The sequence below is a fragment of the Bradyrhizobium sp. INPA03-11B genome (assembly GCF_040446015.1).
Lineage (GTDB): Bacteria > Pseudomonadota > Alphaproteobacteria > Rhizobiales > Xanthobacteraceae > Bradyrhizobium > Bradyrhizobium macuxiense_A.
On sequence record NZ_JASGSR010000061.1, the window covers coordinates 1 to 17,524 of the forward strand.

Consider the following 17,524-nt stretch of genomic DNA (forward strand, 5'->3'; position numbering starts at 1 on the left):
TATCTGTAGTGTTCGCTACAAATGTGGAGCTGGACGCCGGTTCGCAAGATACTTATGTATCGGGCACTACGAATTAATTATCTCATTCACGGGGAAATGGGAAGTCGCGGAAAAACATTACGTGCAACAAGAGGATAAGCCAGGGACAATCCGTCACAGAAACGGCACCCGGCTTACGGAGTGACGAGAAATGGGAATGGGACGCCCCCGCGCCTTCGACGCGGACGCCGCTTTGGACCGGGCCATGGACGTATTCTGGCGCCACGGATACGAGGGCGCGACCATCGCGCAGCTCACCGAGGCGATGAGCATCAATCCCCCGAGCCTCTATGCCGCCTTCGGCAGCAAGGAAGGCCTGCTGAAGGCTGCGCTCGACCGCTACACCGAAAAGCGCGACGCCTGGATGGACAAGGTGCTCAACGCCGCGACCGCGCACGAGGTCGCCGAACGCTTTCTGATGGAGCATGCGGACGCCCAGACCGACCCCGCCAACCCGCCCGGCTGTCTGCTGGTCCAGGGCGGCCTTGCCTGCGGCACCGGCTCGGCCAATGTTCCGTTCGAACTGGCGGCGCGCCGCACCCGAACCGAGGACCAGTTGCGCGAACGCTTTGTCCGCGCCACGGCCGAACATGACCTCGGCGAGAGCGTCGATCCAGCCACGCTTGCGCGCTATCTCTCCGCGGTGACATCGGGCATGTGCGTGATGGCCTCCTCGGGGGCGAACCGCGAGACGCTGCGCGAGATCGCCGCGGTGTCGCTGAAGGCGTTCGAGGAGCAGACGAAGGGGTAGCCCCGTCATTGCGAGGAGCGATAGCGACGAAGCAATCCATGCATCCGCACGACCGGTGACAATGGATTGCTTCGCTTCGCTCGCAATGACGGTCCACAATCGCGCGCGACCGAATCACCACATCGTCTGCCGCGCGCGCTCCGGCCATTCCCGATCATACTTCTCGCCGCCGACCGTGTGCTCGCTCATCTCGGCAAGGATCTGGCCCGGCGTCGGCAGGGTTGTCGGATCGATTCGCTTGTCCGGATTCCAGAGGTCGGAGCGCACGATCGCGCGGGCGCACTGGAAGTAGATCTCGTCCACGGTCATCACGATGACCGTGCGCGGCGCCTTGCCTTCCATCTTGAAGGAAGCCAGCAGTTCCGGCTCGGCCGTGACATAGGCCCGGCCATTGACGCGCAGCGTGCTGCCCGAGCCCGGGATCAGGAACAGCAGCCCGACGCGCGGATCGCGCACGATGTTGCGCAGCGAATCGCAGCGATTGTTGCCGCGGCGATCCGGCATCATCAGTGTCTTCGGATCATGGATGCGCACGAAGCCCGGCAGGTCACCGCGTGGCGAGCAATCGAGCCCTTCGAGGCCCGAGGTCGCGAGCGACACGAACGGCGATTTCTCGATGAGCACACGATAGAGCGGCGTCACGTGATCGGCGACCTTCACGGTCGACGCGTCGTTCGGGAAGCCGTAGATCGCCTCAAGCTGCTCGATCGTAGAGATCACCGACATCAGTGCTGTTCTCCTTTGTGGCTAGTCGTGGCTACTCGTCCCAGCGTTCGTCCTTGATGATGCGGACAAGCTGTCGCGCGTGATATTCGGCGGTGCCGGAATTGACGATGGTGAAATCGGGCGTCGAGGTGCTTTCGTCGACGGTGCGGGCCAGCCGCTGCGCGAGCAGGCCGTCGCTGCTGCGTGCCCGCATCGAGAGCCGGGCGGCCAGCACGTCCGGCGGCGCCGTGACCAGCACGACAACGGCACTGGCATAGTTGCGGCGCGCCGCCGCGATCACCGTGCGCGAGACGTTCGCGATCACGGTGCGTCCGGCGCGGATATCGTCGTTGATGGCCCGCGACAGCGCATAGCGATGGCCGTGCGCTTCCCAATGCATGGCGTAGTCGCCGCTAGCGGCCGCGCGCTGGAAGGCCTCGGCACTGATCTCCTCATTGTCTTCTGACGCCGAGGCCTGGCGGGTGATCAGGCGGCGGGGAAACACGATCCCGCGATCATCGGCGCAGGCTGCCTTCGCGAGCCCAAGCAGCGTATCCTTGCCGGCGCCGCTCGGGCCGACCACCAGGATCAACCGGCCTGGCCCGATCGCAGCGCGCTGCTCGGCGATCACGGACGCATCGGTCACGCGACCCTCCCCCCTTCGCGCCAGACGCTGCGCACCACCGGCAGGTCGCGCGCGACGTGAACGCGGATCAGGTCGGCGCGCCGGCCGACCGCGATCTCGCCGCGATCGGAGAGGCCAACCGCTTCGGCCGGCGTCTTGGTCACGGTGCGGATGGCGGAGGCAAGATCGATCGCCGGCACATGGCGCGGCAGCTGCAGCGCCGCCATCAACAGGCTCGACGGGATGTAATCCGACGACAGGATATCCAGCATACCCTCATTGGCGAGATCGACCGCTGCGATGTTGCCGGAATGCGAGCCGCCGCGCACCACGTTCGGCGCACCCATCAGGATGTCGATGCCGGCGGCGTGCAAGCCCCGCGCGGCTTCCATCGTGGTCGGGAATTCCGCGACCGCGACCTTGTCGTTGACGGCGTCGACCACGTTCTCGTCCGTGGTGTCGTCGTGGCTCGCCAGCGGGATCTTGTACTCATGCGCCAGCGCGACGATCGCGCGGGTGTTCGCGACCGCATATTCCTTCTGATAGGCGAAGCGCCGGGCGAACAGCACGTCGAGCTGGGCGTCGGTCATGCCGCCGCCCTTGCCGCGGTAGTAGTCGCGCAGCTTGACCTCGTCGCGGAACTGGCGCTGGCCCGGCGTATGGTCCATCAGCGACATCAACCGCACGTCCGGCCGGTCGATCAGCTCCTTGGCCTCGGCGACGACGTCAGGCATCGGCACCTCGCAACGCAGATGCAGGAAGTGATCGGCGCGCAGCAGGTTCTCCTCGCGCGCGGCTGTGATCGCCGCCGCCAGCACGCCGGCGCGGCCGTCGACGTCCTCGGCGCCGTCCTCGCGCCAGACCCGCAGCGAATCCAGCACCGTGGTGATGCCTGAGGTCGCGAGCTGCCCGTCATAGGAGATCACGGCGGCGACCGGGTTCCAGAACACCTTCGGCCGCGGCACGTAGTGCATCTCGAGATGGTCGGTGTGCAGCTCGATCAGGCCGGGCATCAGGAGATCGCCGGCGGCATCCTCGGCGATCTCGGGCGCCCGGCCTTCCCCGAACTCCGCGATCTTGCCGTCGACGATAGCCACCCAGCCCTGCTCGATCACCCGATCGGCGAGAACCAAGCGGGCGTTGCCGATGATGGTGTCTTGCTTGGCGGTCATTTCAAACGGTCCTTCAGGCAGCTACGGCGAACGAGGTCACATCGACGATGCGATCGGCAATCAGATGGCGGATTTCGTCGTCATGGACAATCGCGACCATCGCGACGCCCCTGGTCTTTTTCTCCGCAATCAGCTCGACCACCACTGCGCGATTCGCCGCATCGAGCGAAGCGGTCGGCTCGTCGAGCAACAGGATCGGCAGGTCCGAGATGAAGCCGCGCGCGATGTTGACGCGCTGCTGCTCGCCGCCGGAGAAGGTCGAGGGCGGCAGGGTCCACAGCCGCTCCGGAATGTTGAGCCGGCGCAGCAGTTTGCCGGCGCGCTCGCGGGCTTCCTCGCGCGCGACGCCGTTGACGATCAAGGGCTCGGCAACGACGTCGATGGTCGCCACCCGCGGCACCGCGCGCAGGAACTGGCTGACATAGCCGATCGTCGAGCGGCGGATGCTCAGCACCTGGCGCGGTTCGGCGCTGGCAAGATCGACCACCTTGCCGTGGTGGCGGATGCCGATCCGGCCGCTGTCGCAGCGGTAGTTGCCGAAGATCATCTTCAGGATCGAGGATTTGCCGGCGCCCGACGGCCCCGACAGCACCACGCACTCGCCCGGCTCGACGTGGAACGAAACGCCGCGCACCACGGGCAGCTCGACGCCACCCTGCAGATGCATGGTGAAGGTCTTCTCGGCGTTGGCAAGTTCGATCATCGCGGTCATTGGCAAGCTCATGGCGGCAGAATCGAGGAAACGAGCAGCTGCGTATAGGGCTCGCGGGGATCGTCGAGCACCTGGTCGGTGAGGCCGGTCTCGATGACGCGGCCGCCCTTCATCACCATCACGCGATGCGACAGCAGGCGCGCGACCGCGAGATCGTGGGTCACGACGATGGCGGCGAGGCCGAGCTCGCTGACCAGATTGCGCATCAAATCGAGCAGGCGCGCCTGCACCGAGACGTCGAGGCCGCCGGTCGGCTCGTCCATGAACACCAGCCGCGGCTCGGTGACGAGGTTGCGCGCGATCTGCAGGCGCTGCCGCATGCCGCCGGAATAGGTCTTCGGCGCATCGTCGATGCGGCCGACATCGATCTCGACCCGATCGAGCCAGGTCGACGCAGTGTCGCGGATCCGGCCGTAGTGATTCCAGCCGACCGCCATCAGCCGCTCGCCGACATTGGCGCCGGCCGAGACGCCCATGCGCAGTCCCTGCGCCGGGTCCTGATGTACAAAACCCCAGTCGGTGCGGAACAAGAAGCGCCGCTCCGCTTCGCCGAGCTCGGCGAGATCGCGCAGCACGCCGTCGCGCATCCGGTAGGACACGCGGCCCGCGCTCGGCGCGAGCTGCGCGGAGAGCAGTTGCAACAAGGTCGACTTGCCCGAACCGGATTCGCCGACGATCGCCAGCACCTCGCCGGGATAGAGCGCGAACGAGACGTCGCGGCAGGCCGGCAGCCGGCCGTAATTCTTGGCGAGCCCGTCAGCCACCAGAAGCGGCTCGTCGTTGTCGAGGCTCGAGAGCTCAGACATTCGCCTTCTCCTTGTGCGGCGCCGCGCTCTCGGTGCCGTGATGGCCGGCGGCCTGGCGCTGCTCGCAGAAGTCCGTATCGGAGCAGACGAACATCCGCCCGCCCTTGTCATCAGTGACGATCTCGTCGAGATAGGAATTGTCGGCGCCGCACAGCGCGCAGGGCGCGTTGAAGCGATAGCGCGTGAACGGATGATCCTCGAAATCCAGCGAGACCACCGTGGTGTAGGGCGGGATCGCGTAGATGCGCTTCTCGCGACCGGCCCCGAACAGCTGCAAGGCCGCGCAATTGTCCATCTTCGGATTGTCGAATTTCGGCGTCGGCGACGGGTCCATCACGTAGCGCGCATTCACCTTCACCGGATAGGCGTAGGCGGTCGCGATGTGGCCGAAGCGCGCGATGTCCTCGTAAAGCTTGACATGCATCAGCCCGTATTCGGCGAGCGCGTGCATCCGCCGCGTCTCGGTCTCGCGCGGTTCGAGGAAGCGCAGCGGCTCGGGGATCGGCACCTGATAGACCAGCACCTGCCCCACGTGCAGCGACGCCTCGGGAATGCGGTGCCGGGTCTGGATCACGGTCGCATCCGTGGTCGAGGTCGTGGTCGCCACTCCCGCGGTCTTGCCGAAGAACTTGCGGATCGAGATCGCATTGGTGGTGTCGTCCGAGCCCTGGTCGATCACCTTCAGCACGTCGTCGGGGCCGAGGATCGCCGCATTCACCTGCACGCCGCCGGTGCCCCAGCCATAGGGCATCGGCATCTCGCGGCTCGCGAACGGCACCTGATAGCCGGGGATCGCGATCGCCTTCAGGATCGCGCGGCGGATCATCCGCTTGGTCTGCTCGTCGAGATAGGCGAAATTGTATGTCGGCGCGTTCATTCCGCGGCCTCCCGCAGTTCCGGAGCCTGATTGGCTTCGGCGAATTCCTGCCGCAGCTTGCGCAGCAGGCCGAGCTCGGACTGGAAGTCGACGTAATGCGGCAGCTTGAGATGTTCGACGAAGCCGGTCGACTGGACATTGTCGGAGTGCGACATCACGAACTCCTCGTCCTGCGCCGGCGCCGCCGCTTCCTCGCCGAGCTCGCGCGCGCGCAGCGCACGGTCTACCAGCGCCATCGACATGGTCTTGCGTTCGCTCTGGCCGAAGGCGAGGCCATAGCCGCGGGTGAAGCACGGCGCCTCGGTCGTCGAGCCCTTGAACTGGTTGACCATCTGGCACTCGGTCAGTTCGACTGCGCCGAGCGGCACCGCGAAGCCGACATCCTCCGCGAAGAGTTCGACCTCGACCTCGCCGAAGCGGATCTCGCCGGCGAACGGATGGTTGCGGCCATAACCGCGCTGCGTCGAATAGCCGAGCGCGAGCAGAAAGCCCTCGTCGCCGCGCGCCAGATTCTGTAGCCGCAGGTCGCGATCGGCCGGGAAGCTCAGCGGCTCGCGCGTCAGGTCGCCGACCGGCGCGTCGCTATCTGCCTGCGGCGACGTCTCGATCAGGCCGTCGCGGCCGAGAATGTCGGTGACCCGCGGCGTTGCCGCCTGCGACGCCTCCGCGGTCGCCGGCTGCTCCGGCACAAAGCCTTCCGCGAGCTGCGGGTCGAGCAGGCGATGGGTGTAGTCGAAGGTCGGCCCCAGGATCTGGCCGCCAGGAACGTCCTTGAAGGTCGAGGAGATGCGCCGCCGCACCAGCATCTCGCCGGTGTTGACCGGCTCCGTGGCGCCGAAGCGCGGCAGCGTGGCGCGGAAGGCGCGAACCAGGAAGATCGCCTCGATCATGTCGCCGCGCGCCTGCTTGATCGCGAGCGCCGCAAGCTCGCGGTCATAAAGCGAACCTTCGGTCATCACGCGGTCGACGCCGAGCGCGAGCTGTTCGGAGATCTGCGCCAGCGTCACCTCGGGCACATCGCGATCGCCGCGCCGCTCATGCGCCAGCAGCCGATGAGCGTTCTCGATGGCGCGCTCGCCTCCCTTGACGGCTACATACATCGCTCACACTCCGCTGGCGATCAGCCGCGTGGTGCGCGGGATCGCGACAATATTGTCGTCATGGACCAGCACGACATCGATGCCGCGCGGGAACAGGACTTCATTGATCGACAGCCGCTGAAACAAATCGCGCGGCTTGAGCATCGCCTGCAACAGCGCGCTGCCGTCGATGCCGGGCCCTTTCAGCTCGAAGGCCGGGCCCTGCGTCAGGCTGTCGACCTGCAGGATCAGCGTGGTCGAGCGGTCCGGATATTCGTTGCTGCCGAACGCAAAGCGTTCCAGCGCCGGCAGGTTCGCAGCATCGCCGATCAGCGCGAAACTCGCGATCGAGGAATCCCCGACCACCGGCGCGCTGGCGTGAAACTTGAGCCAGCGGGCGACGTCCGGCGTTGCCGACATCGCGGCGTCGAGCCAGATCGGCGTGTCGTGATCGAACAGCGTCAGCGCGATCGCGGCGGAGCCGCGCATCATGCCGGCCGGCGTTCCGACGCTGGCGGCGACACGTTGCACGCTGCCCGGGCGTGCCATCGCATCCATCACGGAACGGAACGTTGATTGCGCCGACAGCACCTTGTCGGCAAAGCCTGCGGGCATTTCGGCAATCGTCGTCATTGCATCATCCCTCACCGCGCACCATCGTATAGAAATCAACCCGCGTCGCCGCGGTCTCGGCGGCCTTGCGGGCGCGCTCGGCATTCACAGCGGCACGCAGCGGTGCGATCACCTTGGCCTCCACCTCGCCGCACAATGCCGCCGACTGCACCATGGCGTCGCACAGCGCGATCATCTGCGCTTTCTGCGCATCGCGGCCGAGCGTGTAGCCGAAGCCGACCTCGCCGCTCGCAAGCCGCACCGCCGCGCGCGACACCGTTGCCTCGCCGAGATTGAACGCTGCGCCGTCGCCGCCGACCCGCCCGCGCATCATCACGAGGCCGTTCTCCGGCTCGCGCAGGTTCTCATGCTTCGGTACCGCGATCGCCGCGAGCCTGCCTGCGATGTCGGCTGCGGCGGAGTGCGCCAGCACCGTCATCGCGGCCTTGCGCTGGGCCAGCTTGCTGTCTGGCCCGGTCGAACTCATGGTCGGATTCATGTGCAACCCTTGGGCAACCTTGCTTGCATCAAGTTGTCTATGATAATAGACAACTTGATAGCCGAGCGCCATGACTGTTTCGTGACAAATCGAAGATTTCTGGTATCACCGCGCGATGAGCATGCAGGAAAGTTCCGGCGTCGCCTTGTGGCGGCAAGTCGCCGACGGCATTGAGCGCGGCATCGCTGACGGCCGCTTTGCCGCCGGCGAAAAGCTGCCCGGCGAGATGGAGATCGCCGAAACTTACCGGGTCAACCGCCACACCGTGCGGCGTGCGCTCGCCGCACTGGCTGAGCGCGGCCTGGTGCGCGCCGAGCGCGGCAGCGGCACCTATGTCGAAGCCCAGCGCCTCGCCTATCCCTTGCGCTCACGCACGCGATTTTCGGAGATCGTCGGCGCCGGCGGCCACGAGCCGCGCGGCCAGCTGATCGATGCCGGCAGCGATGTCGCCAACCGCGAGATCGCGCGCGAGCTCGGCCTGAAGATCGGCGCGCCGCTCATCCGGATCGAAGCAGTGCGGCTCGCCGACCGGACGCCAATCTGCGTCTCCACCACCTGGCTGTCCGCCGAGCGGTTTCCCGATGCCGGCAGCGTGTTTGCCGACGTTCGCTCGATGACGAAGCTGCTCGGGCATTACGGCGTGAAGGATTACCACCGCGCCTCGACCCGGATCACCGCGGCGATCGTCGATGCGACCGACGCCGCACGGCTCGATCTGCCGCTGGGACGGCCGGTGCTGGTGGTCGATGCGACCGACGTCGATATGCTGGACCAGCCGCTGGTGACCAAGCGCTCGCGCTTCGCCGCCGAACGCGTGGAATTCCTGGTCGAGAACGGCTGACGGCATACGCCCTCGCCCGCACGATTTCGGAATATTGGAAATATATCCCTGAGTTGCCCGACGTGTCAAGTTGACGTGTCGAACGCCGGCAGCCGCCAGCTCCTTTGCATGGGGTTGTTTTCGATATTTTGGCTGCGCGCAGCCGCGGCGGCCGCACGCGGGGAGAGGCGAAGGAGCAGCTAGACCACGGCGCGCTGGCCGATGATGGCAAAGCGCAGCTTGCTCGAGATGAAGTCGATCGCGGCGACCGCGATCAGGATCATCAGGATCAGGAACGACACCTTCTGCCATTCCAGCACGCGGATCTGCTCGGCAAGCTGCAGCCCGATGCCGCCGGCGCCGACGATGCCGATGATGGTGGCCGAGCGCGTGTTCGACTCGATGAAGTAGAGCACCTGCCCGGCAATCACAGGCAGCACCTGCGGCAGCAGGCCGAAGCGGATTTCATGCAGCGCATTGCCGCCGGAGGCGCGGATGCCCTCGACCTGCTTGCGGTCCGCCGCCTCGATCGCCTCGGAGAACAGCTTTCCGAACGCGCCGAAGTCGGAGACCATGATCGCGAGCACCCCGGCGAACGGGCCGAGGCCGACGACGTTGATCCAGACCAGCGCCCAGATCAGCGTATCGACGCCGCGGATCGAATCCAGGAAGCGGCGCACCGGAAAGCGGATCAGGTTGGACGGGATGACGTTGCGCGCCGCCAGCAGGCTGACCGGCAACGCCAGCAGCGCCGCGAGCGTGGTGCCGAGCAGCGCGATCGACAGCGTCTCGCCGAGCGCCTGCATGTAGAGCGGGAACGACGAGCCGGGGTTCGGCGGGATCATCATCATGGTGATCCAGCCGAGCTGGCTCATCCCCGTGATCAGCTTGGCCGGCGAGAAGTCGAGATCGACCAGACCGTAGATGAAGATCGCGAGCGCCCCCACGATCATGGCCGGCATCGCCAGCCGTGCCGACGCGGGACGTTCGAACACGCCGGGATATTTGTCGCGCAATTCCGCGATATCCGGCCTCGGCATCTGGCTCATCGGCGGGTCTCCTTGCCGAACAGCCGGCCGCGCAGCCAGCCGGTCGAGATGTCGATGATGAAGACGGTGACGATGATGGTGACGAGGATCGCGCTGACGTCGGAATAGTAGAACTTGCGGATCGCGACCACGAGCTCCTGCCCGATGCCGCCGGCGCCGACGAAGCCCATCACCGACGCTTCGCGGACGTTGATCTCGAAGCGCAGCAGCGCGTAGCTGGCGTAGCCCGCCGAGACCTGCGGCAGGATGGCAAAGCGCATGCAGGACAGCCAGCTCGCGCCGGTGGAGCGGATGCCCTCGACCGGCTTCATATCGGCATTCTCGACGATCTCGGCGAACAGCTTGCCGAGCGCGCCGGTGGTGTGGATCGCGATTGCCAGCACGCCGGCCATCGGGCCGAGGCCGAACGCGATCACGAAGATCAGCGCGAACACGATGCCGGGCACGGTGCGGGCGAATTCCAACAGGCGACGGACGATGAAGCGCACCCACGGTCCCGGCGCGGTGTTCTGGGCGGCGAAGAAATTCAGCGCAAACGCGAGGACCGCACCGGTCAGGGTGCCGACATAGCTGATCAGGAGGGTCTCGCCGAGCAGGCGGAGCCACTTCTTCAGACCCCAGAACCACTCCAGCGGATCGGTCCAGACCCGCGCACCGGAATCCAGCGTCAGGATGCGATCGAAATAGCTGAGGAAGTTGCCGAAGTAGGTGAAGAACGTGTGCAGGTTCACATCGGCGCCGAGCGCTGCGATGAACAGCGCCGCACAGAACACCGCGGCCGCGACCGTCGCCTTGAGCCGCTTGCGCGCGACCGCCTTGCGATAGGCATCGTTCAGCGTCGCCAGTTGCTGCGCTGGAAGGATGGAAATGGCGGTCGCCATCGATGCGGGCCAGTCTGCTCGAGGAATGAACGAAAAGGGCCGGGTGTCGAAACCCGGCCCAATTCAGCGACGACGTGAGATCAGGACGCCTTCTTGCGCAGGGCGTCGACGAACTTGATCAGCTCGATGGTCTTGTCGTAGTCGGCGTTGGTGACCGGCTGCCACGGCAGGTTCTTGCCGTCGGACAGCTTCTTGAAGGCTTCCGGATCCTTCTTCGGCATGTCGAGGAAGGCCTGCTTGATCCTCGCCTTCATGTCATCGGGAAGGCTCTCGAGATAAGCGTAGGGCGAGTTGATGATCAGGTCGGACTTCACGATGATGCGGAAGTCTTCCTTCTTCAGCGGCGTGCCGTCGCTCGACTTCACCATGTTCTTGGCGAGCATGCGGGTCAGGTTGGAATCGTCGTCGGCATTCCACCAGTTGGCGGCGACGTCGACGGTGCCCTGCGCCAGCGCCAGCACGGCGTTCTCGTGGCTGCCGGTGAAGACCACCTTGGAGAAATAGGTCTCCGGATCGATCCCCATCGCATTCAGCTTGAAGCGCGGCATGTTGTTGCCGGAGGTCGAGTTGGGATCGACCAGGCCGATGTTCTTGCCCTTGAGGTCTTCGACCTTCTGGTACGGGCTCTTGGCGAGCACGTAGAACACCGAATAGTAGCCCTTCGAGCCGTCGGCGTTGACGTCGATCACGAAGGCGTCGGTCTTGACGCCGGTGAGGCGGGCGCGGGCGAACGACGCCGGGCCGTAATAGCCGATGTGGATGTTGCCGGCGCGCTGGCCTTCGATGACCGCCGCGTAGTCGTTGGCGACGCGCAGGTTCACCTTGATGCCGAGCTCCTTCGACAGATACTCGGTGAGCGGACCGTAGCGCTCGGTGACGCCGGAGCCGTTTTCGGCGGGGATCACGGCGAAGGTGATCTCGGGATATTTGGCCTTCCAGTCCTCGGCCGAAGCCGACCCTGCGAATGCCAGCGCGGCGGCGCCGGCCAGAATGATGCGACGAGTGATCATGGTTACCCCTCTTTGGTAGCTACGCCTGTTGGCCGGGCGAAATGCCCGGTCGCCCAGATTTTCGGTAATGCGACGCTCAGGCCGCGGCAGCGGTGCCGAGCGCCGGAGCAGTTGCGCCGTCGGGCGCAGGCAGCGGCGCCGCGCCGATGACGTCATTGGCCTCGAGGTCGTAGAGCTCGCGGGCGATATGGTCGGTCAGCGCCGCAGGCGCGCCGTCGAACACCACGCGGCCCGCTGCCATGCCGACCAGGCGGTCGCAATAGGTCCGTGCGAGGTCGAGCGAGTGCAAATTGCAGAGCACCGTGATGCCGAAATGCTTGTTGATGCGCAGCAGCGCATCCATCACAATCTTGGTGTTGCGCGGATCGAGCGAGGCGATCGGCTCGTCCGCGAGAATGATGTCGGGCTCCTGCACCAGCGCGCGGGCGATCGCGACGCGCTGCTGCTGGCCGCCGGAGAGCTGGTCGGCGCGCTGCGCCGCGAGCTGGGCGATGTCGAACTGCTCGAGCGCGGACAGCGCGAGCGCCCTGTCCTGCTCCGGCCAGACCTGCGCCAGCGAGCGCCAGGACGGGATCTGGGCGAGCCGGCCCATCAACACGTTGGTCAAGACGTCGAGCCGGCCGACCAGATTGAACTGCTGAAAAATCATCGCCGAGCGCGCCCGCCACTGCCGCAGCGCCTTGCCGCGCAGCGCGGTCACGTCGGTGCCTTCGAACAGGATACGGCCCGAGGTCGGATCGGCGAGACGGTTGATCATCCGCAGCAAGGTCGACTTGCCGGCACCGGAGCGGCCGATCACGCCGACAAAGCTGCCCGGCGCGATCGAAAACGATGCGTTGTCGACTGCGGCTTTTGTGCCGAACCGGCACGTCAAACCTTCCACCACCAGCATGCAATGCTCCAACCGCGTCGCGTTGGGCCATCGCTATCCCCGGCGTTTTACAGTTATGTGACGACCGCGCTGCGGTGCGGCGATCGTCCACACCCCGTCCTCGTCGTCTCTTGCCGTCATCGCAACGTCATGATGTTGTCATCAAGCATCCCGAAGACGAGCGCGCATCCCCCGGAAGCCAAAGATTTGCGGAGGCCCTGATGGCCGGAAAAACACTCTCGGTTGTGCCGACTGTCGACCCGACCGCGTCGGTGCGCGAGAGCAAGCTCGGCAAATATACCGAGGTCGGCGCGCGCACGATCCTGCTTGAAGTCAGCATGGACGACTATTCCTACGTCGTGAACGACAGCCAGATCACCTACACCTCGATCGGCAAGTTCTGCTCGATCGCGGCGATGACGCGGATCAATCCCGGCAACCACCCGATGCATCGCGCGACGCAGGCGCATTTCACCTACCGCGCCAGCGCTTATTTTCCCGGAGAGAGCGACGACAGCGACTTCTTCAACTGGCGACGTGCGCATCACGTGCATATCGGCCATGACGTCTGGATCGGTCACGGCGCGATTCTGCTCGCTGGACGGAACATCGGGACCGGCGCTGTCGTTGCCGCCGGCGCGATCGTGACCAAGGATGTGCCCGCTTATACCATCGTTGCCGGTAATCCGGCGCGCCCGGTGAAGCGGCGCTTTTCGGAGACGATTGCAGATCGCCTCACAGCACTCGCGTGGTGGGACTGGGATCACGAGACACTTCGTCGTGTCCTGCCCGACTTTCGCAAGCTCGCGGTCGAGGAATTCCTCGACAAGTATGAGGCCGAGGCCGTATCTCAATCACTGGACAAGCAACGGAGCGCCGCATCGTGACGGACATTTTCATCGAAGGCGGACGCACGCTGGTTGACGGTGGCCTGGTCGAGACCTCGCTGCGGACCTCAGGTCGCGACATCGGCGCGCTCGATGCCGAGCAAGGCCGCGCCGCGCTGCACATCGATGCCAGCGGCCTGCTGGTGCTGCCCGGCATCATCGATCTGCACGGCGATGCGTTCGAGCGGCAGATGATGCCGCGCCCCGGCGTCGATTTCCCGACCGACGTGGCGTTGATCGATAGCGACCGGCAGGCGATCGCCAACGGCATCACCACCGTGTTCCACGGCACGACGTGGTCGTGGGAGCCCGGCCTGCGCAGCGCTGACAATGCGCGCAAGCTGCTCGATGCGATCGAGGCGCTGCGGCCGCAGCTCGCCGCCGATACGCGTTTCCACCTGCGCCACGAGACCCATAATCTCGAGGCCGAGGCCGAGATCATTCAGTGGCTCACCGAAGGCCGCATCGACCTGTTCGCCTTCAACGACCACAGCAACGTCAAGCCGAAGAAGCGCAACCAGCTCGCCGAACGCACCGGACTGTCGATCGAGGCTGTCAACGACATGCTCGATCGGATCGTGGCGCGCCGTCCCGAGGTGCCCGCCTCGATCGCGCGGCTGGCTGCGGCTGCGCGCGCGGCAGATGTCCGCATGCTCTCCCATGACGACAACAGCCCGGCAATGCGTCAGGAGTTTCGTGCGCTGGGCGCCACGCTCGCCGAATTCCCCGTGAACGTAGAGACCGCGCGCGATGCCGCGGCCGCGGGCGACTTCATCGTGTTCGGCGCGCCCAACGTGGTCCGCGGCGGCAGCCACACCGGCTGGACCAAGGCATCCGACATGATCGCACAGGGCCTCTGCTCGGTGCTGGCGTCGGACTACTATTATCCGGCGCAGCTGCTCGCAGCGTTCCGCCTCGCCGCCGATGGCATCGTACCGCTTGCCAAAGCCTGGGACCTGATCTCGTCGGCGCCGGCGCGCGCCGCAGGGCTCGCCGATCGCGGCGTGCTCATCGCAGGCCGCCGTGCCGACATCATCGTCGTCGACGACAAGGCACCCTTGCGGCCGCGCATCGTTGCGGTGATCGCGGCGGGCCGGCTGGTGCATCTGGCGGATGCGAGCTGCCTCGTCCATTCGCTCGCACCGCGCAAGACGGTTGCGGCGGCATAGCTCAGCCCCATGGCCAACACCCCGCGCTACGCGATCTATTATGCGCCGTCGCCCGACAGCGCCCTGCACCGCTTCGGTTCGGCGCTGCTCGGCTATGATGCGGTGTCGGGTGACGACCTGCCGTTTCCCGATGGCGTCACGCCCGACTGGCGCGAAGTGACGGAAGACCCCCGCAAGTATGGCTTCCACGCCACGTTGAAGGCCCCAGGCGCGCTCGCCGACGGCAGGAACGAGGCCGAGCTTCTCGCTGCCTGTGCTAGCTTCGCCGGCCGCGCGCGGCGCATTCCCGTGATCGAGCCGGTGGTCGATGCGATCAGCGGCTTCATCGCCGTGATTCCGGCGAAGCGCTCCGACGAACTCCAGCAGCTTGCCGCCGATTGCGTCACCGAGTTCGACACGTTCCGCGCGCCGCTGACGGCGCAGGATCGCGCACGGCGCAAACCCGAACGTCTCACGGAGCGGCATCGCGACTATCTCGACCGCTGGGGCTATCCCTACGTCATGGAAGAATTCCGCTTCCACATGACGCTGACCGGGCGGCTGAGCGACGAGCGGCGCGGCCCGATCGTGGCGCAGCTGCGCGAGCGGTTCGCGGCGGTCGACCTCACGAGGCTCGCGATCGACCGCATCGCGTTGTTCAAGCAGATGGATAGCGCATCACGCTTCCGGATCATCGGAAGCTGGCCGTTGCGCGCGAGCTAACCGGGCCTTCCGAGTTCGGCCAGCAACCACTTCTTGAACGTCTGCAGCGCGCGGTTGCGTTGCGCGCCCGGCGGATGCACCAGCCAATAGCTGCCGGTGACGTGACCGACCGGCAAGAGCCGGCGGATCGCGCCGCGCCGCTCGCTTTCGGCGATGAAGGGTTCGAGCGCCAGCGCAACCCCCGCGCCGCGTTCGGCAGCCTGCAGCCCGGCGACAAAGCTGTCGACCGAGATCGCGCGCGTTGCGGGCGGCGCCGGCTCGCCGGCATGCTTGAACCAGAGCGGCCAGGCTGCCGGGAACGTCGTGACATGGATCAGCACGGCGCGGCCGAGGTCCGCGGCCGCGCGCAGCTTCAACCGCCGCGCCAGTGCCGGCGCACCGACCGGAACGGTCCTCACCTCCATCAGGCGATGCGCGACGACTCCTTCGGGCTTATCGGGCCCGAAGCTGATGCCGGCATCGAATGTCTCGGTGTCGAAATCGACATTGCGGTTCGAGGTCTCGATCGCGAGATCGAGCTCGGAATGCCGGGTGAGGAACGAGGACAGCCGCGGGATCAGCCAGGCCGAGGCGAATTGCGGCAACGCCTTCAGCCGCAGCCGGCGTTGGCCAGCCGCCTCGACCGCCGACTCCGCTTGCGCCAACAATGCAAAGGCGCGGCCGGTCGCGGCAGCCAGCTTCTCGCCGGCATGGGTCGGCCGAACCACGCGATGGGCGCGGTGAAACAGCGCGACGCCAAGATGGACTTCGAGATTGCGGATGCGATGGCTGACTGCCGAGGCGCTGACATTCAGCACGCCCGCGGCCTCCTTGAAGCTGCCGAGCCTGACCGCGACATCGAATGCCTGCAATGCCAGCAGATGTGCGGGCCGAAGGCTCGCTGCAGCGAGATCGTCCCTCCGCTGCGACGGTGACCGGCGCCCCGGCCTCGGGTTGTTCCTGCTCATGGGACCGATCCTAGCGGCCGGCCGCCGTCGATGTCGCGCGGAAAATGGGCTTAGATGAATGTCATTCATCCGAACCCAGCTCGTTTCGCTTGTCGCATGCAGCGCAATGCGCGAGCCTGTCCCTCGAACCAGACCGGCGGCAAGCCCGGCCAAATGAGCGGGAGAACGGCGATGACGACACAGCTCGCGGACGAAGCCTCGATCGTTGACCGTATCCTCGGACATATCGACGCGAAATCGACCGATCTCAGCGACGGCGTCTGGCACGAGCCCGTCGCCCACTATCTGTCGCAGGATCGCTTCGCGGCCGAGATCGACCACGTGTTCCGCCGCACGCTGACGCCGTTCTGTCCGTCGGCTGCGCTCGCCGAGATCGGCGCCTACGTCGCGCGCGACGCGGCGCTGACGCCTGTTGTCGCGATCCGCGGCGCGGACGGCGTCGCGCGCGCCTTCCGCAACGCGTGCCGGCACCGCGGCGTGCAGCTGGTCGACGGCGCCGGTTGCAAGAAGGCGCTGACCTGCCGCTATCATGGCTGGACCTACGGCCTCGATGGCCGGTTGCGTGGCATTCCCGACGAATACGGCTTTCCCGGGCTCGACAAGACCGCGCACGGCCTCGTGCCGGTCACTTGCATCGAACGCGATGGCCTGGTGTTTGTCGCGCAAGACGATCCCGCCGCAACCTCCGACGCGAGTGGCATGCCGGCGTTGTTCGGCGACGACTGGACGCTGTACTCGACCGTTTCGCAGGAGGTCGAGGCCAACTGGAAGATCGTCGCCGAAGGTTTCCTCGAAGGCTATCACATCCGATCGACGCATCAGGATACGTTCTATCCGCTGCAATACGACAATCTCAACGTGATCGAATCGTTCGGCCGCAACAGCCGGATCAGCTTCCCCTACCGGCGCATCGAGAAACTGCGCAACGTGCCGCCGGGCGAACGCAGGACGGGCGGCATGCTGACGCATGTCTATCACCTGTTTCCGAACGTGATGCTGTCGACCTTCCCGACCAACCGGTTGATGACGGTGCTCGAGCCGCTCGCCGTGGACCGCACCCGGCTCGTGACCTACACGCTGTCGAACCAGATCGCCGCGGAGGACGGCCGCGCCGCGGTCGCCCAGGGACGCGACTTCGTCACCGCGGGCGCAGCCGAAGATCGCGAGATGGCCTGCGCCGCACAGCGCGGGCTCGCAACGCGGGCCAACGATCACTTCACCTTCGGCCTGTTCGAGGGCGCGATCAGGCATTTTCACCGGAACCTGGCCGCGATCATCGACAGCCGCACCGGCGCACGCTGACCCAATCCA

Annotated in this window: 20 protein-coding genes; 6 read left to right on the plus strand and 14 right to left on the minus strand. The window is 66.1% G+C overall.

Translation table 11 applies throughout. The features are described from left to right. The first annotated feature begins 190 nt into the window (after nt 1-190). Nucleotides 191-790, plus strand: a complete 600-nt coding sequence (locus QMZ05_RS23995) for a TetR/AcrR family transcriptional regulator (protein ID WP_353702982.1) — start codon at nt 191-193, stop codon at nt 788-790. A 114-nt stretch (nt 791-904) separates the two neighbouring features. On the opposite strand, the gene QMZ05_RS24000 is transcribed toward QMZ05_RS23995, so the two are convergent. The 9 genes from QMZ05_RS24000 to phnG are packed head-to-tail and all read right to left on the minus strand — an operon-like array spanning nt 905 to nt 7,865. Continuing rightward, on the minus strand, nt 905-1,516 hold the full coding sequence (locus QMZ05_RS24000; protein WP_353702983.1) for a pyridoxamine 5'-phosphate oxidase family protein: 612 nt from the start codon (nt 1,514-1,516) through the stop codon (nt 905-907). Between the two features lie 31 nt (nt 1,517-1,547). After that, on the minus strand, nt 1,548-2,141 hold the full coding sequence (gene phnN / locus QMZ05_RS24005; protein WP_353702984.1) for a phosphonate metabolism protein/1,5-bisphosphokinase (PRPP-forming) PhnN: 594 nt from the start codon (nt 2,139-2,141) through the stop codon (nt 1,548-1,550). Further along, nucleotides 2,138-3,292, minus strand: coding sequence for an alpha-D-ribose 1-methylphosphonate 5-triphosphate diphosphatase (locus QMZ05_RS24010; protein ID WP_353702985.1), 1,155 nt, complete (start codon nt 3,290-3,292; stop codon nt 2,138-2,140). Before QMZ05_RS24010 ends, phnN begins: the two co-directional genes overlap by 4 nt. Before the next feature lie 13 nt (nt 3,293-3,305). After that, nucleotides 3,306-4,004 carry a phosphonate C-P lyase system protein PhnL gene (gene phnL, locus QMZ05_RS24015; RefSeq protein ID WP_353702986.1) on the minus strand — a complete coding sequence of 233 codons (699 nt, stop codon included), beginning with the start codon at nt 4,002-4,004 and terminating at the stop codon, nt 3,306-3,308. Nucleotides 4,005-4,012: 8 nt separating this feature from the next. Next, on the minus strand, nt 4,013-4,810 hold the full coding sequence (gene phnK, locus QMZ05_RS24020) for a phosphonate C-P lyase system protein PhnK (protein WP_353702987.1): 798 nt from the start codon (nt 4,808-4,810) through the stop codon (nt 4,013-4,015). Then, nucleotides 4,803-5,687 carry an alpha-D-ribose 1-methylphosphonate 5-phosphate C-P-lyase PhnJ gene (locus QMZ05_RS24025; RefSeq protein WP_353702988.1) on the minus strand — a complete coding sequence of 295 codons (885 nt, stop codon included), beginning with the start codon at nt 5,685-5,687 and terminating at the stop codon, nt 4,803-4,805. The genes phnK and QMZ05_RS24025 overlap by 8 nt, the downstream gene beginning before the upstream one ends. Continuing rightward, entirely contained in the window at nt 5,684-6,787 is a 1,104-nt protein-coding gene (locus tag QMZ05_RS24030; RefSeq protein WP_353702989.1) for a carbon-phosphorus lyase complex subunit PhnI, read from the minus strand. The genes QMZ05_RS24025 and QMZ05_RS24030 overlap by 4 nt, the downstream gene beginning before the upstream one ends. A gap of 3 nt (nt 6,788-6,790) precedes the next feature. Beyond that, nucleotides 6,791-7,399: a phosphonate C-P lyase system protein PhnH gene (gene phnH, locus QMZ05_RS24035; protein WP_353702990.1), complete on the minus strand. Its 609-nt coding sequence runs from the start codon at nt 7,397-7,399 to the stop codon at nt 6,791-6,793. A 4-nt stretch (nt 7,400-7,403) separates the two neighbouring features. Continuing rightward, a complete protein-coding gene (gene phnG, locus QMZ05_RS24040; RefSeq protein ID WP_353702991.1) occupies nt 7,404-7,865 on the minus strand; it encodes a phosphonate C-P lyase system protein PhnG in 462 nt (153 codons plus the stop codon). 127 nt (nt 7,866-7,992) lie between these two features. On the opposite strand from phnG, the gene phnF reads away from it, so the two are divergent. Further along, nucleotides 7,993-8,718 (plus strand): phosphonate metabolism transcriptional regulator PhnF, encoded by a 726-nt coding sequence (phnF, locus tag QMZ05_RS24045; protein WP_050423108.1) that lies wholly within the window; start codon nt 7,993-7,995, stop codon nt 8,716-8,718. Nucleotides 8,719-8,897: 179 nt separating this feature from the next. Here phnF and phnE (QMZ05_RS24050) read toward each other — a convergent pair whose 3' ends face one another. The 4 genes from phnE (QMZ05_RS24050) to phnC form a co-directional block, all read right to left on the minus strand. After that, nucleotides 8,898-9,746, minus strand: a complete 849-nt coding sequence (gene phnE / locus QMZ05_RS24050) for a phosphonate ABC transporter, permease protein PhnE (protein WP_353702992.1) — start codon at nt 9,744-9,746, stop codon at nt 8,898-8,900. Further along, entirely contained in the window at nt 9,743-10,627 is an 885-nt protein-coding gene (gene phnE, locus QMZ05_RS24055; protein ID WP_353702993.1) for a phosphonate ABC transporter, permease protein PhnE, read from the minus strand. The genes phnE (QMZ05_RS24050) and phnE (QMZ05_RS24055) overlap by 4 nt, the downstream gene beginning before the upstream one ends. An 80-nt stretch (nt 10,628-10,707) precedes the next feature. Continuing rightward, the gene (gene phnD, locus QMZ05_RS24060) at nt 10,708-11,637 is read right to left on the minus strand and encodes a phosphonate ABC transporter substrate-binding protein (RefSeq protein ID WP_353702994.1); all 930 of its coding nucleotides are present in this window, start codon (nt 11,635-11,637) and stop codon (nt 10,708-10,710) included. 76 nt (nt 11,638-11,713) lie between these two features. Then, nucleotides 11,714-12,529, minus strand: a complete 816-nt coding sequence (phnC, locus tag QMZ05_RS24065) for a phosphonate ABC transporter ATP-binding protein (protein ID WP_050423113.1) — start codon at nt 12,527-12,529, stop codon at nt 11,714-11,716. Nucleotides 12,530-12,729: 200 nt separating this feature from the next. On the opposite strand from phnC, the gene QMZ05_RS24070 reads away from it, so the two are divergent. Genes QMZ05_RS24070 through QMZ05_RS24080 form a run of 3 tightly spaced genes read left to right on the plus strand, consistent with a single transcriptional unit; the run spans nt 12,730 to nt 15,266 of the window. Next, a complete protein-coding gene (locus QMZ05_RS24070; protein WP_353702995.1) occupies nt 12,730-13,395 on the plus strand; it encodes a chloramphenicol acetyltransferase in 666 nt (221 codons plus the stop codon). Then, nucleotides 13,392-14,564 carry an alpha-D-ribose 1-methylphosphonate 5-triphosphate diphosphatase gene (locus QMZ05_RS24075; protein ID WP_353702996.1) on the plus strand — a complete coding sequence of 391 codons (1,173 nt, stop codon included), beginning with the start codon at nt 13,392-13,394 and terminating at the stop codon, nt 14,562-14,564. Before QMZ05_RS24070 ends, QMZ05_RS24075 begins: the two co-directional genes overlap by 4 nt. A 9-nt stretch (nt 14,565-14,573) precedes the next feature. Then, nucleotides 14,574-15,266, plus strand: a complete 693-nt coding sequence (locus QMZ05_RS24080; protein WP_353702997.1) for a DUF1045 domain-containing protein — start codon at nt 14,574-14,576, stop codon at nt 15,264-15,266. Here the strand turns inward: QMZ05_RS24080 and QMZ05_RS24085 are convergent. Then, entirely contained in the window at nt 15,263-16,213 is a 951-nt protein-coding gene (locus tag QMZ05_RS24085) for a LysR substrate-binding domain-containing protein (RefSeq protein WP_353702998.1), read from the minus strand. The genes QMZ05_RS24080 and QMZ05_RS24085 overlap by 4 nt on opposite strands. Before the next feature lie 171 nt (nt 16,214-16,384). On the opposite strand from QMZ05_RS24085, the gene QMZ05_RS24090 reads away from it, so the two are divergent. Beyond that, a complete protein-coding gene (locus tag QMZ05_RS24090) occupies nt 16,385-17,515 on the plus strand; it encodes an SRPBCC family protein (protein WP_353702999.1) in 1,131 nt (376 codons plus the stop codon). Nucleotides 17,516-17,524 lie beyond the last annotated feature (9 nt).